The organism is Amycolatopsis thermophila (assembly GCF_030814215.1).
GTDB lineage: Bacteria > Actinomycetota > Actinomycetes > Mycobacteriales > Pseudonocardiaceae > Amycolatopsis_E > Amycolatopsis_E thermophila.
Genome location: NZ_JAUSUT010000001.1, coordinates 5,166,277 through 5,186,433, shown reverse-complemented (window position 1 = coordinate 5,186,433; position 20,157 = coordinate 5,166,277). Strand labels below are relative to the sequence as shown.

At 72.2% G+C, this 20,157-nt stretch carries 20 protein-coding genes; 11 read left to right on the top strand and 9 right to left on the bottom strand.

The window, feature by feature from the left end:
* Window positions 1-16: 16 nt before the first annotated feature.
* Genes FB470_RS25405 through ribB form a run of 5 tightly spaced genes read right to left on the bottom strand, consistent with a single transcriptional unit; the run spans window position 17 to window position 4,838 of the window.
* Window positions 17-1,102: an LLM class flavin-dependent oxidoreductase gene (locus FB470_RS25405; RefSeq protein ID WP_306995496.1), complete on the bottom strand. Its 1,086-nt coding sequence runs from the start codon at window positions 1,100-1,102 to the stop codon at window positions 17-19.
* Complete coding sequence (locus FB470_RS25400; RefSeq protein ID WP_306995494.1) at window positions 1,099-1,986, bottom strand: SMP-30/gluconolactonase/LRE family protein; 888 nt, start codon at window positions 1,984-1,986, stop codon at window positions 1,099-1,101. The genes FB470_RS25405 and FB470_RS25400 overlap by 4 nt, the downstream gene beginning before the upstream one ends.
* Entirely contained in the window at window positions 1,983-3,083 is a 1,101-nt protein-coding gene (locus tag FB470_RS25395) for an LLM class flavin-dependent oxidoreductase (protein WP_306995492.1), read from the bottom strand. The genes FB470_RS25400 and FB470_RS25395 overlap by 4 nt, the downstream gene beginning before the upstream one ends.
* A 19-nt stretch (window positions 3,084-3,102) precedes the next feature.
* A complete protein-coding gene (locus tag FB470_RS25390) occupies window positions 3,103-3,609 on the bottom strand; it encodes a flavin reductase family protein (RefSeq protein ID WP_306995490.1) in 507 nt (168 codons plus the stop codon).
* The gene (gene ribB, locus FB470_RS25385) at window positions 3,606-4,838 is read right to left on the bottom strand and encodes a 3,4-dihydroxy-2-butanone-4-phosphate synthase (protein WP_306995488.1); all 1,233 of its coding nucleotides are present in this window, start codon (window positions 4,836-4,838) and stop codon (window positions 3,606-3,608) included. Before ribB ends, FB470_RS25390 begins: the two co-directional genes overlap by 4 nt.
* Before the next feature lie 158 nt (window positions 4,839-4,996).
* On the opposite strand from ribB, the gene FB470_RS25380 reads away from it, so the two are divergent.
* The 3 genes from FB470_RS25380 to FB470_RS25370 are packed head-to-tail and all read left to right on the top strand — an operon-like array spanning window position 4,997 to window position 7,288.
* A complete protein-coding gene (locus FB470_RS25380) occupies window positions 4,997-6,028 on the top strand; it encodes a thiamine pyrophosphate-dependent dehydrogenase E1 component subunit alpha (protein WP_306995487.1) in 1,032 nt (343 codons plus the stop codon).
* Window positions 6,025-7,026 carry an alpha-ketoacid dehydrogenase subunit beta gene (locus FB470_RS25375; RefSeq protein ID WP_306995485.1) on the top strand — a complete coding sequence of 334 codons (1,002 nt, stop codon included), beginning with the start codon at window positions 6,025-6,027 and terminating at the stop codon, window positions 7,024-7,026. The genes FB470_RS25380 and FB470_RS25375 overlap by 4 nt, the downstream gene beginning before the upstream one ends.
* Window positions 7,027-7,042: 16 nt before the next feature.
* Entirely contained in the window at window positions 7,043-7,288 is a 246-nt protein-coding gene (locus FB470_RS25370; RefSeq protein ID WP_306995482.1) for a lipoyl domain-containing protein, read from the top strand.
* A 359-nt stretch (window positions 7,289-7,647) separates the two neighbouring features.
* Here FB470_RS25370 and FB470_RS25365 read toward each other — a convergent pair whose 3' ends face one another.
* The gene (locus FB470_RS25365; protein ID WP_306995480.1) at window positions 7,648-8,421 is read right to left on the bottom strand and encodes an enoyl-CoA hydratase/isomerase family protein; all 774 of its coding nucleotides are present in this window, start codon (window positions 8,419-8,421) and stop codon (window positions 7,648-7,650) included.
* A 58-nt stretch (window positions 8,422-8,479) separates the two neighbouring features.
* Window positions 8,480-9,214, bottom strand: coding sequence for a GntR family transcriptional regulator (locus tag FB470_RS25360; RefSeq protein WP_306995478.1), 735 nt, complete (start codon window positions 9,212-9,214; stop codon window positions 8,480-8,482).
* 175 nt (window positions 9,215-9,389) lie between these two features.
* Between FB470_RS25360 and FB470_RS25355 the strand changes: the two genes are divergently transcribed.
* The 8 genes from FB470_RS25355 to FB470_RS25320 all read left to right on the top strand — a co-directional run bounded on the left by FB470_RS25355 (window position 9,390) and on the right by FB470_RS25320 (window position 17,969).
* Window positions 9,390-10,577, top strand: a complete 1,188-nt coding sequence (locus FB470_RS25355) for a CaiB/BaiF CoA transferase family protein (protein ID WP_306995477.1) — start codon at window positions 9,390-9,392, stop codon at window positions 10,575-10,577.
* Window positions 10,574-11,338, top strand: coding sequence for an ABC transporter ATP-binding protein (locus FB470_RS25350; protein WP_306995476.1), 765 nt, complete (start codon window positions 10,574-10,576; stop codon window positions 11,336-11,338). Before FB470_RS25355 ends, FB470_RS25350 begins: the two co-directional genes overlap by 4 nt.
* On the top strand, window positions 11,335-12,093 hold the full coding sequence (locus tag FB470_RS25345) for an ABC transporter ATP-binding protein (protein WP_306995474.1): 759 nt from the start codon (window positions 11,335-11,337) through the stop codon (window positions 12,091-12,093). Before FB470_RS25350 ends, FB470_RS25345 begins: the two co-directional genes overlap by 4 nt.
* Before the next feature lie 28 nt (window positions 12,094-12,121).
* Window positions 12,122-13,156, top strand: a complete 1,035-nt coding sequence (locus FB470_RS25340) for a branched-chain amino acid ABC transporter permease (protein WP_306995472.1) — start codon at window positions 12,122-12,124, stop codon at window positions 13,154-13,156.
* Window positions 13,156-14,274: a branched-chain amino acid ABC transporter permease gene (locus tag FB470_RS25335; RefSeq protein ID WP_306995470.1), complete on the top strand. Its 1,119-nt coding sequence runs from the start codon at window positions 13,156-13,158 to the stop codon at window positions 14,272-14,274. Before FB470_RS25340 ends, FB470_RS25335 begins: the two co-directional genes overlap by 1 nt.
* A 3-nt stretch (window positions 14,275-14,277) precedes the next feature.
* Window positions 14,278-15,762 carry an ABC transporter substrate-binding protein gene (locus FB470_RS25330; protein ID WP_306995469.1) on the top strand — a complete coding sequence of 495 codons (1,485 nt, stop codon included), beginning with the start codon at window positions 14,278-14,280 and terminating at the stop codon, window positions 15,760-15,762.
* Window positions 15,762-17,105 carry an amidase family protein gene (locus FB470_RS25325; protein WP_306995468.1) on the top strand — a complete coding sequence of 448 codons (1,344 nt, stop codon included), beginning with the start codon at window positions 15,762-15,764 and terminating at the stop codon, window positions 17,103-17,105. Before FB470_RS25330 ends, FB470_RS25325 begins: the two co-directional genes overlap by 1 nt.
* A 183-nt stretch (window positions 17,106-17,288) precedes the next feature.
* On the top strand, window positions 17,289-17,969 hold the full coding sequence (locus tag FB470_RS25320; protein ID WP_306995466.1) for a hypothetical protein: 681 nt from the start codon (window positions 17,289-17,291) through the stop codon (window positions 17,967-17,969).
* A gap of 45 nt (window positions 17,970-18,014) precedes the next feature.
* Here the strand turns inward: FB470_RS25320 and FB470_RS25315 are convergent, their stop codons facing one another.
* Together FB470_RS25315 and FB470_RS25310 are read right to left on the bottom strand one after the other, a co-directional pair.
* Window positions 18,015-18,962, bottom strand: coding sequence for an LLM class flavin-dependent oxidoreductase (locus tag FB470_RS25315; RefSeq protein WP_306995464.1), 948 nt, complete (start codon window positions 18,960-18,962; stop codon window positions 18,015-18,017).
* A 180-nt stretch (window positions 18,963-19,142) separates the two neighbouring features.
* Window positions 19,143-20,093: a LysR family transcriptional regulator gene (locus tag FB470_RS25310; RefSeq protein WP_306995462.1), complete on the bottom strand. Its 951-nt coding sequence runs from the start codon at window positions 20,091-20,093 to the stop codon at window positions 19,143-19,145.
* Window positions 20,094-20,157: the final 64 nt, after the last annotated feature.

Below are 20,157 nucleotides of genomic sequence, written 5' to 3'. Positions count from 1 at the left end.
GTGCAGCACGGTGGGGTCACGACAGCTTGGGCAGTACCTCGGTGCCGATCAGCTCGATGGAGCGCATCACCTTCTCGTGCGGGATGTTGTAAGACTGCACGAGCAGGAGCAGGACGTCGACACCCACGGCCTCGTAGCGCCGGCACATCGACAGGAAGTGGTCAGGGTCCCCGCACAGCACGGTCTCGTTCTGCACGAGGTAGTCGAAGGTCAGGTCGGTGAGCTGCATGCCGCCGAGCAGTTTCCGGGCGTACTCGTAGCTGCCCAGGTTCGTGCCCTCCTGCCAGGCGCCCAGCTCGGCGATCGTCTTGAGCGAGGTCTGGATGTACCAGGGGAAGGCCTCACGGGCGTCCGCGTGCGCCTGGCCAGTGGTCTCCGCGCAGTGCGCCTGGGCGAAGGTCGCGACCCGGTCGTTGATGAACTTGCCGACCGGCTGGACCTGCTCCAGACCTTCCCGGTAGCGGCCGATGCGCTTGGTGAGCGCCTCCGGCGGGATGGCCACGGAGAACGACAGCAGCCCGAGGCCCTTGCGGCCCACGAGTTCGTGGCTTTCGGCGCTGGAGGTCGCGCCCCAGATCGGCGGGTGCGGCTGCTGGTAGGGCTTGGGCACGACCCCGCGGGGCGGCAGCTTGAAGAACTTGCCGTCCCAGCTGAACTCCTCTTCGGTCCAGGCGCCGACGATGACCTCCAGGGCCTCCTCCCACATCGGCCGCGTGTCGGGCGGGCTGATGCCGAACCCCTCGATCTCGATGCGCGTGCCCGACCGGCCGGTGCCGAACTCCAGGCGCCCCTTCGACAGCACATCGACGGTGGCGGCGGCTTCGGCGGCGCGGACGGGGTGGTTGTACGGGAAGGGCAGCAGCCGGACTCCGTGCCCGATGCGGATGTTCTGGGTGCGGGCGGCCACGGCGCCGTAGAACACGCCCGGGGCCGAGGAGAACGAGTACTCGTCCAGGAAGTGGTGCTCGACGGTCCACACGCTGTGGAACCCGAGCCGGTCGGCCAGCTCGATCTCCTGCAGCGCGTTTTCGAACGCCGTGTGCGCGCTGTCCGGGCCCCACGGCCGCGGTACCGGCAGCTCGTAGATGAGGGCGAGCTTCACGAGTCCTCCCGTGCGGTGATGGAGCCGGTGTGCGGCGTCCAGGGGGTGAGGCCGAGGTCGAAGGCGACCAGGTGCCCGGAGAGCGAGAACGTCACGTACAGGCGGCCGTCGTCGCCGACGCAGCAGTTGGTGGGCTGGGTGCCTTCCCCGGTCTCGATGGTCTCCTTCAGCTCGCCGCCGGCGTAGACGAAGATCGCGTTGCCGATGCTGCCGCAGACGTAGAGCGTGCCGTCGCCGTCGAAGCAGAGCCCGTCCGGTGACCCGGTGGGCAGTTCGGCCACGGCCCCGGGCTCGCCGAAGGTGCCGCCGGCGACCTCGAAGGCCAGCACCTTGCGGGTCAGCGACTGGGTCAGGTGGAGGCGGCCGTCGGGTCCGAAGGCGACCCCGTTGGGCATCGCGGGCACCTCGACGGCGCCCAGCCGGCTGCCGTCGGGTCCGATCGCGACGACGCGACCGGGCCGGATGTTGCGCAGGTCCTCCCAGTTGGCGCTGTCGGTCACGTAGAGCGTGCCGTCGGGACCGAAGCACAGGTCGTTGGGCCGGTGGGGCGCCGGGCCGGGCAGCTCGCCACCGACGGTGGTCACCGTGCCGTCCGGGTCGACCCGCTGGACGCGCCCGTCGAACTGGCGCGGCGCGTGCCAGTACCCGTTGCCCGCCACGGACAGTCCGCCGTTGTTCGCCACGTACACCTCGCCGGAGGCGCCGAGCGCACTGCCGTTCGGCCCTCCGCCGCAGTCGCCGAGGGTGGTGACGGTGCCGTCCGGCGCGACGCGGCTGACCGCCTCGCCCTTCATCTCGACCACGGCGAGCGCGCCGCCGCCCAGGTAGCTGGGACCTTCCGGGAACCGCAACCCGTCCGCGACGACCACCGGTGCGGGCGTCACGACGCCGCCGCCTCGAGCGCGGCGAAGTCCACCGGCGGCAGCTCCTTGACGCGGGGCATGACCTCGCTCGCGAACAGCCGCATGTTGGCCTCGGCCATCTCGTAGGTCATGCCGGAGAACGAGCACACCGCGTTGAACCCGTCGTTGCCCACTTTGGACCGGATGTCGACGATCCGTTCGTAGCACTGCTCGGGCGTGCCGTAGATCTGCAGCTCGATGAAGTTGTCGACGACCCGGTCGGACCCCTTGTTCTGGATGAACGACGCCAGCCGCCGGTAGTACTCGTAGCCCTGGGTGTTTTCGAAGTGCCGGCCGCCCAGCTCGTAGTGCGACATCACCGACTCGTAGTAGCCGCCGATGTACTGCTGCGCCATGTCACGGGCCTTGACCGGGTCCTTGTCGCAGCACACCCAGCCGGTCACCATCGGCGCGGGCGCCTCGGTGCCCTTCAGCTCGCGGAACTGCTCCCGGTACTGGCGCATGTCCTCCGACACCTCCTCCCAGTCCTTCTGGGGGTTGATGAGGATGCCGGCGCCGACGTCGGCCATGATCCGCACCGACTCGGGTGACACCGCGGCGGCGTAGAGCCGGTCGCGGAAGGACTTCACCGGCCGGGGACGCAGGTCGCGTCGCGGGATCCGGTAGTACTTGCCGTCGGCCTCCAGCACCCCGGTCTCCAGGGCGCGCAGCACGATCTCGGCCGATTCGACGAACCGGGCGCGCGACTCGTCCATCGGGATGCGCAGCCCTTCGAACTCGATGCGCCCGAGTCCGCGTCCCATGCCGAACAGGAACCGGCCACCGGACATCAGGTCGAGCATGGTGACCTGTTCGGCCACCCGCACCGGGTCGTGCCAGGGCAGGATCACCGCGCCCGAGCCGAGCAGGATGTTCTTCGTGCGCCCGGCCATGTAGGACAGGAACTGCACCGGGTCCGGGCACATCGTGTACGACGTGAAGTGGTGCTCCACGCCCCAGAGCATCTCGAAGCCCAGCGGCTCCGCCAGCTCGCACAGCCGCAGCTCGTCGCGGTAGACGCGCTGGTCGTCGGCGGGGTCGCCACCGCCCTGGAAGATGGTCGTGTATCCGACTCGCATCGAGGTTCAGGCCTTTCCCTCAGGTTCGCGGACCGGGGCGGGACCCCAGCCGCTGGTAGGTGCCGTGGCAGAAGATCAGCGGGCGCCCGGCGGGGCGCACCGACAGGTCGTGGACGGAGGCGAGGACGAACACGTGGTCACCGGCCTGGCTGACCGAGTGCAGGGTGCAGTCGAACCACGCGAGCGCGCCGTCGAGCACCGGGGAGCCCATCGGCGAGCGGCGCCACCCGACGCCGGCGAACTTGTCGCCGCCGGACACCGCGAAGGCCCGGGAGACGTGCTCGCCGTCCTCGCCCAGGACGTTGACGCAGAAGCGCCCGATCGGCTCGATCCGCGGCCACGTGGTGGACGTGCGGGCGACGAAGAACCCGACCAGGGGCGGATCCAGCGACACCGACACGAACGAGCCGACGGCCAGGCCGGCCGGGCCGTCCGGGCCCAGCGCCGACACGACCGCGACCCCGGTGGGCACGTGCCGCATGACGTCCCGGAACCGGTCCGGGGTCACCTCGCGCGTCCCGGTCACCACGTCTGCCGCCCGTCACCGGTGCCGGTGGGCGCGAGGTCGTCGCCGAGCGCCAGGTCGTGCCCGAGCCGGGTCTGTTTGGTGTGCAGGTACCGGACGTTCTGCGGAGCGGGCACCGTGCGCAGCGGACGGGGCGTGACCCGCAGGCCGGCCGCGCGCAGCGCCCCGACCTTGTCCGGGTTGTTGGTCAGCAGCGTGACCGCGCGCAGGCCCAGCCGGACCAGGACCCGCGCGGCGGGGGCGAAGTCCCGCGCGTCGGCCGGGTGGCCGAGCCGGAGGTTGGCGTCCACCGTGTCGGCGCCCCGGTCCTGCAGGGCGTAGGCCCGGAACTTGTCGGTCAGCCCGATGCCCCGTCCTTCGTGCCCCCGCTCGTAGACCAGCACCCCGCGCCCGGCTTCGGCGATCACCGCCAGTCCCGCCCGCAGCTGCTCGCCGCAGTCGCAGCGCAGCGACCCGAACAGGTCCCCGGTGGCGCATTCGGAGTGCACCCGCACCAGCACCGGCTCGTCGCCGGAGAGGTCGCCGAGCGAGAGCACCAGGTGCTCGCCGCCGTCCGGTCGGGTGCGCACGACCCGCCCGGTGAACTCGCCGTACGGCGTGGGCAGCGGGACGGCCGGCGTCTCCTCGCCGTCGCGGCGGGCGTCGATCACGTCCTGGATGCCGACGAGGGGGAGGTCGTGGCGGCGCGCGAACTCGCGCACGTCCGCACCGCGGACCATCTCGCCGTCGGGACGGGTGAGTTCGCAGATCACCATGACCGGGTCGAGCCCGGCCAGCCGGCCGAGGTCGACGGCGGCCTCGGTGTGCCCGGTCCGCCCGAGTACGCCGTCCGGGTGCGCCCGCAGCGGGAACATGTGGCCGGGGCGGGAGAAGTCGCCGGGGCGGGCGGCCGGGTCGGCCAGTGCGCGGGCGGTGGCGGTGCGGTCACCGGCCGACACCCCGGTGGTGGTGCGTTCGAGCACGTCGACGCTCACGGTGAAGGCCGTGTGGTGCCGTTCGGTGTTGTCCGGGACCATCAGCGGCAGCCCGAGCGCGTCGGCGCGGTCCCCGGTCATCGGCACGCACACGATCCCCGAGCAGTGCCGCAGCAGGAAGGCCATCTTCTCCGGCGTCATGCGCGCGGCGGCGAGGACGAGATCGGCCTCGTTCTCCCGGTCCGCCGCGTCCGTCACCACGACGAACCCACCCCGGGCCAGTGCGTCGAGCGCGTCGTGCAGCTTGCCTGTCATCCGCCGCTCCCTTGCGTCATCGCTGGCGTTGACAACGACGGTAGCCCGCAGCCGCTCCTGCGTCAACGTTTACGTTGACTATTGCCTTCCGCGGGAGCCGGAACATAGATTGACGATGCGCTTTCGCAGTCAGGTCAACGACGACAGGGGTCTCCCGCATGACTGAAGGCACCGATCCCGCGGCCCTGCCGGACGAGTTCGCCGGCCCGGACGGCCACACCCTCGCACTCGAGATGATGCGGCGGATGCTGCGCGTCCGCCTGTTCGAGGAAGCCACCATCGCCCTGTTCCACGCCGGCGAACTGCCCGCCATGGTGCACCTGTCCATCGGGCAGGAGGCCGCGGTGGTCGGCGCGTGCGTGGCGACCACGACCGCGGACTACATGACCGGCAACCACCGCTCGCACGGGCACCCGATCGCCAAGGGCGCCGGGCTCGGCGCGCTGATGGCCGAACTGCTCGGCAAGGCGACGGGCGTCTGCGGCGGGAAGGGCGGCAGCATGCACCTCGCCGACTTCTCGGTGGGCAGCCTCGGCGAGTCCGGCATCGTCGGATCCGCGATCCCGGTGGCCACCGGAGCCGGCCTCGCGGCCCAGGTGCGCGGCAGCGATCAGGTCGCGCTGTGCTTCTTCGGCGACGGCGCGGCGAACGAGGGCGTGCTGCACGAGTCGATGAACATCGCCGCGATCTGGAAGCTGCCGGTGATCTACTTCTGCGAGAACAACGGCTACGCGGTCAGCGTCCGGGCGAGCGAATCGATCTCGGTCCCCGACATCGCGACGCGGGCCGCCGGGTACTCCATGCCGGGCGTGGTCGTCGACGGCCAGGACGTACTCGACGTCTACCGCGCCACGCGGGACGCGGTGGCCCGCGCGCGAGCCGGTGACGGGCCGAGCCTGGTGGAGGCCAAGACCTACCGGTTCCACGAGCACGCCTACGGGCTCGTCGTCCCGCAGCCCTACCGCGACCAGGCGACCGTGGACAGCTGGTTCGACACCGTCGACCCGATCACCCTGTTCCACCACCGGTTGCTGGGCTGGGGGGCGGCGGGCGAGGACGAGCTGCGTGCCCTGCGCGACGCGGTGCAGTCCGAAGTAGACGCTGCCGTGGAGTTCGCGCGCGAGTCGCCCCTGCCGCCGCCGGAAGCGGCCTACACCGATCTCTACGCACCGTCGGAGGTGACCGCGTGACCGCCACGACCACCAGGGCGAAGCAGCTCGGCTTCCTGCAGGCGATCAACCGCGCCCAGACCGAGGAGATGACGCGCGACGAGCGCGTGGTCCTCATGGGACAGGACCTGCGCGCCAACGTGTTCGGCGCGGCCGCGGGTGCCCTGGAGACCTTCGGCCCGTCCCGGGTGCGGGACCTGCCGCTGGCCGAGGCCGGCTCGATCGGCGTCGCGGCGGGTGCGGCGATGGCCGGGCTGCGCCCGGTCGTCGACCTGACGGTGGCCAGCTTCGTGTTCGGCGCGATGGACCAGTTCGTGTCGCAGCTGGCCAAGGCGCGGTACATGTTCGGCGGCCAGGCGACGCTGCCCGTCGTCGTGCGCGCGGCGCTGTACTACCACGGCGGCACGGCGGGCCACCACGCCGACCGGCCGTACCCGATGTTCATGAACGTGCCCGGCCTGAAGATCATCCTGCCGTCCACCGCGCCGGACCTGCTCGGCCTGCTCAAGTCCGCGATCCGCGACGACAACCCGGTGCTGTGCTTCGAGGACGCGAACCTGTGGGGCCGCAAGGGACGCGGTCCGCTCCCGGAGGCCGGCGACCACCTGGTGCCACTGGGCTCGGCGGCGGTGCGGCAGACCGGGACCGACGTGACGGTCATCGGCATCGGCCTGGGCTGCTACCTCGCGGTGGAGGCGGCACGTGCACTGGCGGGCGAGGGCATCAGCGTCGAGGTCATCGACCCGCGCACACTGGTCCCGATGGACTGGCCGACGATCCTCGAATCGGTCAGCCGCACCGGCCGCTGCGTCGTGGTGGACCCGGCGAACCGGACCTGCAGCGCCGCCAGCGAGATCGCGGCGCGCGTCGCCGAGGACTGTTTCACCGACCTGCGCGGACCCGTCGTCCGCGTCACCACCGACGACGTCCACGTGCCGTTCAGCCCGGCGCTGGAGAAGCAGATCTACCCCACCCAGGACAAGGTGATCGCCGCGGTGCGCCGCGCGCTCGCCGGATGACTTCGAGGAGCACGACATGACACGTCACGAGGTGCGGTTGCCGCAACTGTCGATGGGGATGAGCGACGCCGAGATCATCGACTGGTACGTCGAGGAGGGCGAGCGGGTCGCGGAGAACGCCGACCTGGTCGAGATCGAGGCGGAGAAGGCACGGCAGATGATCGTCGCCCCGCACGCCGGGGTGGTGCGCGACCTGCGGGGCGAGAGCGGGGACGTGATCGAGGTGCGCGACCTGCTGTGCGTCATCGAATCGCCCGCCTGACCGGGCCCGGCCGCCTCCCCCAGGCGGCCGGGCCCTGCGTCGGCACCACACCCCCGGCGGCGGAGGTCGGGTTCACCACCCGGCCGCCGCCCTGGTCCCGGAAAACCAGCCAAGCAGCAGCAGGTGGACGCGCAGCGAGGGCGGCACGCCGTCGTACGCCACGTCGGCGAACTCGTTGGTGCGCGTTGTCGATCAGCACGTCCACCCGGCCGAACTCGGCCGGCGCACGGTCCACAATAGCCTGACCGCCACCCGCGCGCCGCGGCGGGCGAGGTCGAGCGCGTGCCGACGGCCGAGGCCGTGCCCCCGTCACGATCGCGACCCGCCCGGTGAAGTTGAGCATGGGAAAACCCCTTCGTTCAGGCGGAGTTCGTGCGGCGGCGGGTGAGCGCGGCGGCGAACTCCGGGCCCGCCATCGCTTGTTCCTCCAGCGCCAGTCCGTACGCGAGCGCCCGGCCCGCGGCTTCCTTGAGGTGGACGTTGATGACCGATTTCGTGCTCTGCAGGGCGAATGGCGGCAGCTGCGCCCACCGTGCGGCGAGTTCCCGCGCCGCGGTCAGGGGGTCCCGGGCGAGCTCGTGGGCCAGACCGAGGCCGACCGCCTGCGCGGCGGTGAGGACCTCGCCGTTCATCAGCAGGTACTTGGCGCGGTTGACGCCGACGATGAGCGGCCACAGCGCCGCGCTGCCGTTGCCGGCCGTGACACCGCCGGGCACGTGCCGGTCACCGAGACGGGCCGACGGGGCGACGAACGCGACGTCGGCGAGGGTCGCCAGGATCGCGCCGAGCCCGAGGGCGTCCCCGGTCACCGCCGCGATCACGGGCTTTTCCAGGTCCAGCAACGTTTCCACGATCAGCCTGGCCTCCTGGACCGGGGTGAGGCCGGTGCGGGTGGTGAACGTGCGGGACGGACTGCTGTCGCCGCCGCGGCAGAACGTCGTCCCGGCGCCGGTGAGCACCACGACCCGCACGCGCGGGTCGGCCCGTGCGCGGGCGAACACGGTCGTGAGCTCGGAGTGCATCGCGTCGTCGACGGCGTTGCCGTGCTCTGGGCGGTCGAGGGTGAGGGTGGCGACGCCGTCCGCGACCTCGATGTGGATTCGCGTGTAGTCGTCCTGAGCGAGCACGGGCACCTCCGGCTCCATCGTCGCGACGGCCGATTGTATGCAATCAGCGACGAGAAGGGAAGCGCTACTCGGCGTCGAGGTCGGCCAGGATCTGGTCGCGGCCGAGCATGATGTGCTCGTGCATGAGCTGCGCGGCGCGCACCGGCTCGCCCCGGGCTATCGTGTCGCGGATCAGCTGGTGGAACAGGTTGGACCGCTCGAGCTGGCGATTGCTGAACTCCCGCAGCGCCTCGAACACCAGCGGCGCGTCGACCGCGCTGCTGAGCAGGTGCGCGAGCCGGGTGTGCCTGCTGGCGGCGATGATCGCGGCGTGCACGCGCCGGTTCGCCTCGCCGATCAGCCGGGTGCGGTCCAGGTGACCGAGGTCGCGCCGGCGCATCGCGCGGCCGAAGTCGCGGATCCCCTCGTCGATCGCACCCAGGTCGTCCTCGGTGGCACGGGTCGCGGCGAGCTCGCTCGCGTAGGACTCCAGGCGGGCGCGCAGTTCGTAGAGGTCGAGGATGTCCTGCCGCTGCAGGGTTCGCACCACCGCGCCGCGGTTGCGTTCGGTCACCACCAGGCCGTCCGCGGCGAGCATCCGCACCGCCTCGCGCACCGGCGTGCGGGACAGCTTCAACTCGGCGGCGATGCGCTGTTCGATGAGCCGGTCGCCCGGACGCAGCCGGCCTTCCACGATCCACGCGCGGATCGAGGTGTAGGCGAGCACGGGGCCCGCCATGCCCGGCTCCGGCATCGGCCCACCGCCGTAGGCGCCGGCGATCACGTCGTTGCCCCGCCCGGTTTCGCTGCTGCTGCCCATGATCTTCCCGCCCCGTCGTCTCGCTCGGGAGTAGAGAGTACGCGCAGCGTGACCCCGCGCGGTCCCAGCACACGATTCGGACACGAAAATCTACGAATGTGTTGACGGAGCCTTGTCCCGCTCTCCGGATTGTGTGCAATATGTGTCCACTAGCGATTCGAGAGGTGGCGCACCGTTGGGTCCACTGCACGGAATCAGAGTCCTGGAGCTCGGCAGCTTCATCGCCGGGCCGTTCGCCGGCCAGCTGCTGGCCGACTACGGCGCCGAGGTCATCAAGGTCGAACCGCCCCGCACCGGCGATCCCATGCGCCGCTGGGGGATCACCAAGGACGGCGAGTCACTGTGGTGGCCCGCCATCGGGCGCAACAAGAAGTCCGTGACCGTCGACCTGCGCGACGCACGCGGGCAGGAGGTGGTCCGCGACCTCGCCGCGTCCTGCGACGTCGTCGTGGAGAACTTCCGCCCCGGCACGATGGCCAGGTGGGGCCTGGACTACCCGGCCCTGCGCGCGGCCAACCCCGGCATCGTCGTGGTCCACGTGTCCGGCTTCGGCCAGACCGGGCCCAACTCCGGTGAGGCCGGTTTCGGCAGCGTCGCCGAAGCCGTCGGCGGGATCCGGCACACCACCGGTTCCCCCGGCGACACGCCCGCCCGCACCGGTATCAGCCTCGGCGACTCGCTGGCCTCGCTGTTCGCGGTGATCGGCACGCTGGCCGCGCTGACCGAACGCGGCCGAAGCGGGCTCGGCCAGGAGGTGGACGTCGCCATCTACGAGTCGGTGTTCGCGCTGATGGAGTCGATCCTCGCCGACTACCACGCCGGCGGCGTGCTGCGCACCCGCAGCGGAAGTGTCCTGCCCGGCGTCGCACCGTCCAATGTGTACCCCACGGCGGACGGCGCGCAGGTGGTCATCGCGGCCAACGCCGACACGGTGTTCGCCCGTCTCGCCGGGGCGATGGGACGGCCCGAACTGGCGCGAGACCCGCGCTACGCGACGCACCAGGCGCGCGGCGCCCGCATGGCGGAGCTGGACGCGCTCATCTCCGCCTGGACCGCGACGCGCAAGAGCGACGACCTGATCGAGGAGCTGCGGCGGCACGGCGTGCCGGTCGGCCGGATCAACACCGCCGCGTCGATCCTCACCGACCCGCACTTCGCCGCGCGGGACATGATCCTGTGGCGGAGCACCGGCCACGGTGCGGATCTGCCCATGAACGGCGTCGTCCCGAAGTTCTCGCGCACGCCCGGCGAGGTCGAGCGCACCGGTCCCGCGCTCGGCGCCGACACCGACGCGGTGCTCACCGCACTGGCCGGCGCGTCCGCGGAACGCCTCGCCCGGTTGCACGCGGACGGTGTGGTATGACCGCGCTGCTCACCCTCGACCACGTCACCGTCCGGTTCGGCGGGGTGACCGCGCTCGACGGCGTCTCGCTGGAAGTCCACGAAGGACAGATCTGCGCCCTCATCGGACCGAACGGTGCCGGCAAGACCACGGCGTTCAACGCGATCAGCCGCCTGGTGCGGCCCGCGTCCGGCGAGATCCGCTTCGCCGGACGTGACCTGCTCGCCGCGCACCCGGCCGACCTGGCCGGTCTCGGCATCGCCCGCACGTTCCAGAACCTGGCGCTGTGGCCGGGGATGACCGTGCTGGACAACGTCATGGTCGGCCGGCACGCCCGCGGCCGCACCGGCTTCGCCTCGTCGGTGCTCGGCTGGCCTGGTGCGAAGGAGGACCGCGAGCTGCGGGCCCGCGCGTACGCGATGCTGGACTACTTCGACATCGCCGACGTCGCCGCCCGCGAGTGCACCGGGCTGCCCTTCGGCACCCTCAAGCGCGTCGAGCTGGCGCGGGCGCTGGTCAACGAGCCCCGCCTGCTGCTGCTCGACGAACCCGCCGGCGGCCTGACGCACGGCGACGTGCGCGAGCTCGGCGAGCTGCTGCGGCGGTTGCGAGACGAGCGCGGTATCACCCTCCTGCTGGTGGAGCACCACATGCAGTTCGTGATGGGCCTGTCCGACTACGTCTTCGCGCTCGACTTCGGCCGGGACCTGGTGTCCGGCACCCCGGCCGAGCTGCGCGACTCCGCGGAGCTCGTCGAGGCCTACCTCGGGACCCCGGTGTGACCGCGCAGGCCGCCGAGGCGGGCGGCACGATCCGGACGCACGGGCAGGACAGCCTGCTGGAACTGCGCGGGGTGCGGGCGTTCTACGGGGCCGTCGAGTGCCTGCACGGCGTGGATCTCACCGTCGCCGACGGCGAGGTCGTCGTCGTGCTTGGCGCGAACGGCGCGGGCAAGACCACGCTGCTGCGGTCGATCTGCCGCCTGGTCCGCACCGAAGGTACCCTGCGGTTCGCGGGCGAGGCGATCAGCGGCCGGTCCACCTACGACGTGGTCCGGCGCGGGGTGTCGATGGTCCCGCAGGGCCGCGGCACGCTCGCCGATCTCAGCGTCGAGGACAACCTCCGCGCCGGCGGGTACGTCCGCCGCGACAAGCAGGTCAAGGCCGACATCGCCTACTGGTACGACGTGTTCCCCCGGCTGGCGCGGCGGCGGTCGACGTCGGCGGGCAGCCTCAGCGGCGGCGAGCAGCAGATGCTGGCCATCGCGCGGGCGCTGATGAGCAAGCCCCGGCTGCTGCTGCTCGACGAGCCCTCGCTCGGTCTCGCCCCGATCGTCGTGCGTCAGCTGTTCGACGTCCTCGCCCGCGTATGCGCCGAGCGGGCCGTGGCGATGGTGATCGTCGAGCAGAACGCGGCGCTGGCGCTGGACATGGCGCAGCGCGGTTACGTCCTGGAGGCGGGCGCGGTCGCGCTCGCCGGCCCCGCCGGGCGCCTGCACGACGACGAGTCCGTGCGGCGCGCCTACCTCGGTTACTGACCCACCACACCCGAAGGAGGGTGCTCCCGTGGCGATCCCCATCACCGGTCCACGGTCCCGGGACGGCGACGTCCTCGCCGCAGGCCGCCGCCGTTCCGCCACGCGCGGTCTCGGCGTCGTCGTCGCCCTGCTCGCCGCGTTCTCGGTCTACGCCATCGCCGACGGCGGGTTCACGCTCTACTTCCAGCGCGTCATCGACGGCGCGATGAACGGCATCGTCTACGGGATGGTGGCGCTCGCGCTCGTCCTGGTCTTCAAGGCCACGGGTGTCATCAACTTCGCGCAGGGCGCGATGGGCATGGTCGGCACCTACCTGGCCTTCACCGCGGCCGACCGGTGGGCCGTGCCGCTGGTGGTGGCGATCCTGCTCGCCATGGTGGTGTCCGCGGCGGCCGCCGCCGGGATCGAGCGGGTGCTCATCCGCCCGTTCGACCCCGGCAACCACCTGGCGATCACGATCGTCACCCTGGCCCTCTACCTGGCGCTCAACGCGCTGGCCGCGCTGATCTGGGGCTTCGACCCGCGCGGGTTCCCCACCCTGTTCCCCACCGGCGGGGAGGACTTCATCGCGATCGGCGGTGCGCGGCTGTACTACACGAGCCTGGGCACCGCGCTCGTCGTGGTCGCGGTCGTGGTCGTGCTGCAGCTGACGCTGGCGCGGACCCGGCTGGGGCTGGCCTTCCGGTGCGTGGCGGCCGGGGTGGAGCCGTCCCGGCTGCTCGGGATCCACATCGGACGGACGGTGCAGAGCAGCTGGGCCCTCGCCGCCGCCGTGGGCACTCTGGCCGGCTGCCTGGCCGCGCCCACCACCTACCTCGACCCGACGTTCATGGACAAGGTTCTGGTCTACGCGTTCGCCGCGGCCACGCTCGGCGGACTGGACAGCATCGCCGGCGCGCTCGTCGGTGGCGTGGTGGTCGGCCTGTCGATCGCGCTGCTCACCGGCTACATCCCCGCCCTGGGCGGACAGTTCGGCCTGGGGTGCGCGTTCTTCGTGATCGTCGCCGTCCTGCAGTTCAAACCCGCCGGCCTGCTGGGTCGCCGGAGTCAGGAGCGTGTGTGATGGCCGCCGTCACGATCGAGGAAGGCAGCCGCGCGCACCGCTCGCTGCGCTGGGGCACCGCCGCGATCGGCGCCGCGCTGCTGGTCGTGCTGCCGCTGGTGATCGGTGACGTGTCGCAGATCGAGACGCTCACGCAGATGGTCGCCTACAGCGTCGCGATCCTCGGCCTCGGGCTGCTGACCGGGCACTGCGGGCAGATCTCCCTCGGCCACAGCGCCTTCGTCGGCCTCGGCGCCTACACCACCATCATCCTGGTGGCCGACCACAACTGGCCCTACCTCGCGACGATCCCGGTCAGCGTCGTGATCTGCCTGCTCGCCGGGGCGCTCGTCGGTGTCCCGGCGCTGCGCATCCGCGGGCTCTACCTGGCGACCGTCACACTCGCCGTCGCCGCCCTGTTCCCGGTGCTGGTCGACAAGTTCCCGAGCTTCACCGGGGGCCCCAACGGCAAGTTCGCACCGCACGAGATGGCCGCACCGGACTGGTTCTTCGTCGACCCCTACACCGTGACCGGACCGGCGACCGACCACTACTACGCCGTGCTCGCGGTCGCCGGGCTGATGTTCCTCGTCGCGGCCAACATCGTGCGCGGGCGGGTCGGCCGGGCGATGCACGCGGTGCGCGACGCGCCACTGAGCGCGGCCGCGTCGGGCATCCGGGTGGCGCGGGTGAAGATCTTCGCGTTCGCGGTCAGCGCCGCGTTCGCGGGTGTGGCCGGATCACTGCTGGTCATCCAGGTGCCCGCGGTGTCGGACTCGCGGTTCGACCTGTACCTGTCCATCTTCCTGCTGGTCGCGCTGATCGCCGGGGGCAGCGGCTCGATCCTCGGCGCGATCCCCGGCGCCGTGATCTTCGTGGTCCTGCGCACCTACATGGCCGACTGGGCGGAGTCGCTCGACCTGCTCGGCGGCCGTCCCGACGGCGGGCAGATCGTCGGCATCGCCTCCGGCGCCCTGCTCATCGCGTTCGTGTTCCTGTTACCGGGCGGCGTGGTCGACGGCCTCGGCAAGCTGCGCCGCCGGGTCCTCGAGATCGTCCCCCGTCCCCCGCGCGGCTGGGAGGCCCACCGGTTCCCGGTGACCGACCGGTCCGATCAACCGACCCTGGAAAGGGCGTGAACCATGACCCGGTCACCTTGGCAACGACGCCTCGCGCCACTGGTCATCGCCATCGTCGTCGGCGGCACCGCGACCGCGTGCTCGCACGAGGCGAGCAGGCAGGCCGCCGCCGACAAGAAGTGCGGCACCTCGGCCACCGCACCCGCGGCGCCCGCGGCCGCGCCGAACGACGGCACCGTGCCCACCCCCAACCCGGACAGCAAGAACTGGGGCCGCTCGGCCGAAGGCACCTGTGTCTACACCGGACCGGGCGGCTTCAGCCTCGACCTCGGCTCGTGCCCCGCCACGTGGGACAACAACGCCGGTATCACCGCCGGTGAGATCAAGCTGTTCACCAGCATGCCGCACTCCGGGCCGCTGGCCGCCTACGGCGCGATCAGCGACGGCATCAAGACCTACTTCGACTACGTCAACTCGCACGGCGGCGTGCAGGGCCGCCGGGTCAGCATCGACGTCAAGGACGACCAGTACCAGCCGGACCAGACCCGCAACAACGTGGAGGCCGCGGCGCAGTCCGGTGCCTACGCGGCGAGCTTCGCCGTGCTGGGTTCGCCCAACAACCTCAACCTGATCGACTACATGAACCAGACCTGCACCGGGCAGTTCATGGTCGCCGCCTCCGACAACGAGTTCGGCGACCCGCAGCACCACCCGTGGACCACCGGGTTCGGGCTGGACTACTACAACGAGAGCGGCATCTGGGCGTCCTGGATCAAGGAGCGGTTCCCGCAGGGCGCGAAGGTCGCCACCATCTCCATCGGCAACGCGCTCGGGCACGCCTACATCAACGGGTTCAAACGCGCGGTCGCGGCGACGCCGGGCATCACGATCGTCGACGAGCAGACCAACGACGTCACCGCGCCCAATGTGGACAACGAGGTCACCAGCGCGGCCGCGTCGCGGGCCGACGTCGTCGTCCTGGCCGAGGCGGGCACGTTCTGCACGCAGGCCATCGGCGCCATCGAGAAGAGCCCCTGGAAGCCGGTCGTGGTCGCGGCCCAGCCGTGCGCCCAGATCCAGACGACCTACGCGCCGCTGGGCAAGCAGGGGCTGACCGGCAACGGCACCAACGTCGTGCGCTACTACTACGCGCCGAGCGACCCGGACAACCCCAACACCGGGTTCGCGAAGCTCTACACCGACACGGTGTCGGCCGCCGGGCTCGACCCGAAGAACGCGCAGATCGCCAACGGCTGGTTCTGGGCCTGGTACATCGTGCAGGCGCTGCAGGACGCGTCCACCATGAAGGGCGGCCTGAACCGCGCGAACATCAACATCGCCGTGCACTCCTACGACTCGACCTACCCGCTCATGGTCGAGGGCGTCAAGGGGCGGGTCAGCGGGGTCGAGGACGCCTACCCGTTCGAGGCCGGGCGGATGTACACCTACACGGGCGCGACGCCGGCCTCGACCGGGCACTTCGAGGGCGCCGGTCCGCTGATCGACAACGGCGGCAAGCTCGGCAACTGGCCGAAGGCACAGGGCTGATGGACCCCGCCGAGGCCGGTGCTCGCGAGCTGGCGCGGGCGGTCGCCGAGCGTTCCGTGTCCAGTCGCGAGCTGGTGCGGTACTACCTCGACCGGATCGCCGCGTCGGAGCTGAACGCGGTGGTGACCGTGGACGACTCGCGGGCGCTGGCCGAGGCGGCCGCGCTCGACGCGGAGACCGTGCGGGGAGCCCGTCGCGGCCCCCTGCACGGCGTGCCGGTCACGGTCAAGGACGCGATCGCGACGGCCGGCCTGCGCACCACGTGCGGCTCCCCGGAGCTGGCGGGTTTCGTGCCGGACGCCGACGCCCCGGCCGTCGCGCGGTTGCGCGCGGCCGGGGCGGTCGTGCTCGGCAAGACGAACGTGCCGCAGTGGTGCGGCGACATCCAGACCTACAACGACGTCTTCGGCGTGACACGCAACCCGTGGGACCCCGCGCGCACGCCGGGCGGGTCGTCGGGCGGGAGCGCGGCAGCCGTCGCGGACGGGCTGTGCGCGTTCGACCTGGCCTCCGACATCGCCGGCTCGATCCGGATTCCCGCGCACTTCTGCGGGGTGTGGGGGCTCAAGCCGTCGGTCGGTCTGGTGCCGGGTGAGGGGTACGTGGACCACGTCGGCGCGGGCGCGGTGCCGCCGGACGGCAACGTGCTGGGGCCGATCTGCCGGAGTCCGGCCGATCTCGGGCTCGTGCTCGACGTGCTCACCGGGTCTTCCGGCGGCGCTGTCCCCGGGTCGCTGTCCGGGTTACGGGCGGCGGTGTGGGTGGACGACCCGGCGTGCCGGGTGGGCGGCCGGACGCGGGCGGTGCTGGCGGCCGCGCTGGACGCGCTCGAATCGGCGGGTGTGCGGCTCTCCCCCGCCGGCGCGCCGGGCGCGTTCGCGGACATCTGGCAACTGCACCTGGACATGGTGCTGGCCGCGGTGGCCTACAACCTGCCCGAGGACGGCGTTCCCCCCGCGACCGCGTCGCACCGCGGTTGGCTCGCCCGCGCCGAGGACCGGGCGCGGCTGAGGTCGGCGTGGGCGCGGTGGTTCTCGGCGTACGACGTGCTGCTGTGCCCGGTGACCGCGATGCCGGCCTTCGCGCACGACCTGGACGGCGACATCGGCACCCGGAGCGTGACGATCGACGGGGAGGCGCGGCCGCACATGAGCACCATCGGCTGGTGCGGGCTGATCAGCGTGCTCGGGTTGCCGTCGGTGGTGATGCCGGCGGGCTTGAGCGACGACGGCCTGCCGGTCGGGTTGCAGATCGTCGCCCCGCACGGCGCCGACCGCAGGGCGATCCGGTTCGCGGAACTGGCGGCGGACGTCGTGGCCGGTGTGGGAGCTCCGGGAAGGTAATGCCGGGCCCTGGCCGCCTGCGCCGACCGGAGCGGGGGCCGGGCGTGCCGTCGTCGTCCGGGGATGCCCCGGTGGTGGTCGCGCGTGCGGGGTCCGGCATGATCCTCGGCGAGCCGGCGAGAGGCCGGCGATGAGCGCGTGGCGGCTGCGGGGGTCCGCGCGCAGGAGCATTCGGAGCGCGGCGTGCGTAGCTGGATCGGAAACCTGTCGCTGGTGTGCGCGATAGCGGCGGTGGCCGCGGGGTGCAGCAGCACCTCCGCGCCCGGAACACCAGGGCTCGCGGCCCCGACCCCGTCGTCCGCGCCCGGGGCCGCGGTCAGCACGACACCGTCGAAGCCGTACCTGACGGTGACACCGACGCTCGAACTGTCGGACCGGACGACCAAGCCGGGCACGAAGCTGAAGTTCGGGCAGCAGGCCGTCGTGCCGTTCTACAGCTACTACGACAAGGGCCTGCTCGGCATCACCGTCACCGTGGACAGCGCGCCGGCGTCCGACGAGGACATCGACTACCTGCCGTTGACCGACGGGGACAAGGCGAAGCTGCGCGGGAAGACGTTCTTCTTCGTGCGGACGAAGATGGTGGACCTCGACGGCACGAACTTCACCGACGTGCTGGCGCCGACGCTGAGCGCGACCACCCGCAGCGGCGGCTGGCCCGGCGCGCTCCTCGGCGGCGCCCGGGCGGACGTCACCGGCTGCGACAGCGCCTCGGCCGCCCCGAAGGACTTCTCCACGCCGGGCGCCGTTTACGAGCAGTGCCAGCTCTACTTCGGCGAACCCTCGGACCCCATCACGTCCCTCGCCTACACCGACGAGCCCTACGAGCAGGCGGCCTCGCGAGCCATCACCTGGCGGCGCTAGCGGCCGCGGGCGGCTCACCTGCGGCGGCGCACCCGCCACCGTGCCTCACAGCGCGGCGGCCAGGTCCGTGAGCGCCGCGAGCCGGTCCGGGCCCAGCGGGATCATCACCACCGCGCTCGCACCCGCGTCGGTGAGCCCGGCCAACCGTGCGCGCACCTCGGGGGCCGTGCCGGCCAGTGTCAGGGCGTCGACCCAGCTGTCCGGGAGTGCCCGCGCGAACTCCCCGGCCGGGCATCGGGCCCGCAACCGGCGCACCTGCCCGGCGAACGGCAGCGGCTCGAGGTGCGCCGACAGCCCGGGATCGGCCACCCCCGCCAGCAGGGGCCGGACCAGCGACCGCGCCACGCCGGGATCCCGGTGCACCGCGGCGAGTTCGAACGCCACCACGCGCGCGATGCCGGGCAGCGCCGAGCGCGCGGCGGCGATGTACTCCACCGCCGCCGGCTCGGCCAGGATCACGCCGTCCAGCGTCTCCCCGGCGACCGCCAGCGACCTGGGGCCCCGCACCCCGGCCAGCACCGGCACCGGGGCGGGCGCCGGCGCCAGCCCGACATCGGCGAGCCGCACGTAGCGGCCCGCAACCCGCACCCGCTCGCCGCGCAGCAACGCCGTGAGCGCGCGGGCGTACTCGCCGAACAGCGTCAGCGGGCTCGCCGGCCACGCACCCACCTGCCGCATCCAGTCCGGCATCCCGTGCCCGATCCCGGCGACGAGCCGGCCGGGGTGCAGTCGCGCGAGCGTCGCCAGTTCCATCGCGGTGAACGCGACGTTGCGCGCACCCACCGGCAGGATCCCGATGCCGACCCGGATCCGCCCGGTCACCGCGAGCACGGTCGCCGCCTGCGCGATCCCGCCGTGGAAACCCAGGTCCTCCACCACCCACAGCTCGTCGAACCCGAGTTCCTCGGCGCGGCGGGCGAACGGCGCGATCTGCTCGGCCGGCAGATCGCGCGGCAGCATCACGCCGGCGTCGGCCCTGCGATTCCCGGACACGACATCACCCTCCTCCAGGCGCGGACGACCGGCTCCACCCGGTCCGGTGTGGACACCGGCGCCGCCTGACCCATCCTGCTCCCCGGGAAGGCGCGGCGGTGCTGAACGCGCCGACGGGCTGCAGTGTCCACACGGGAGCCGCGACCGTCAGCCGCCGCGCGGCGGTTGCCGGTCCGTGTGTCACGGCAGCGCCGCACGGCGGACCAGCCGATCGAGTTCGTCCCCGGCGTCGCGCAGCGCCGCGGCTGTCTCCAGGAACACCTGCCGCAGAGCGGCCGCGGCCGGGGTGGGGCGGTGGTGGCTCGCTCGCCCGAGGAGGATGCGGCGCACGGGCGCCGACGAGCCGAGCGCCACGGTGGTCACGTCGTCGCGGAGACCGGCCAGCGCCAGGCGTGGCGCGAGAACGACCCCCAGTCCCACCGCGGCCATCGCCTGGGCCTCCTGGTAGTCGTGCGCCCGGTAGGCGATCGAGGGTTCGAAACCGGCGGCGTGGCAGCTGCGGGTCAGCACCTCGGCCACCGGGTGGTCGTCGCGGACGATCCACTGCTCGCCGGCCAGTTCGGCGAACGTGGTGGAGCCGCGGCCGGCGAGCCGGTGCGCCTTCGACACGACCAGCGTGGTCGGGTCGTCGAGCAGGTGGGTGACCTCGAGGCCGGGCTCGGACAGGCGGCGCCACTCGTAGTCCCACAGCAACGACAGCTCCACCTCACGGCTGTCGAGCAGCTCGATCAGCCCGGCGTTGCGCGCGCTGTGGACGGCCAGGGCCACCGCCGGGTACCGGCCGCGGAACTCGCGGACCGCGAGCGGCAGGAAGGACGCGGCCACCGTGGGGAACGTGCCGATGCGCAGCGATCCGGCGCGCAGGCCCGCCAGCTCGTCGAGCTCGGTGCGGGCGGCGCGCAGTTCCCGGTCGATGCGTTCGGCGTGGGTCACCAGCGCCTCCCCCGCCTCGGTCAGGGTGATGCCGCGCGCGTGGCGGTCGAGCAGCGGCTGTCCGGCCTCCGCTTCGAGCCGGCTGATCTGCTGCGACACCGCCGAGGGCGTGTAGGTCAGCGCGGCGGCGGCACCGGTGATGGAGCCCTGGCGGGCCACCTGGGCGAGAAGCAGCAGGCGCCGGACGTCAAGGCTCATGCGACCAGCCTTCACTTCTGCTTAGGCGGGTTGAAGATTTCGGAAATTGTACTCAAGGCTCGTG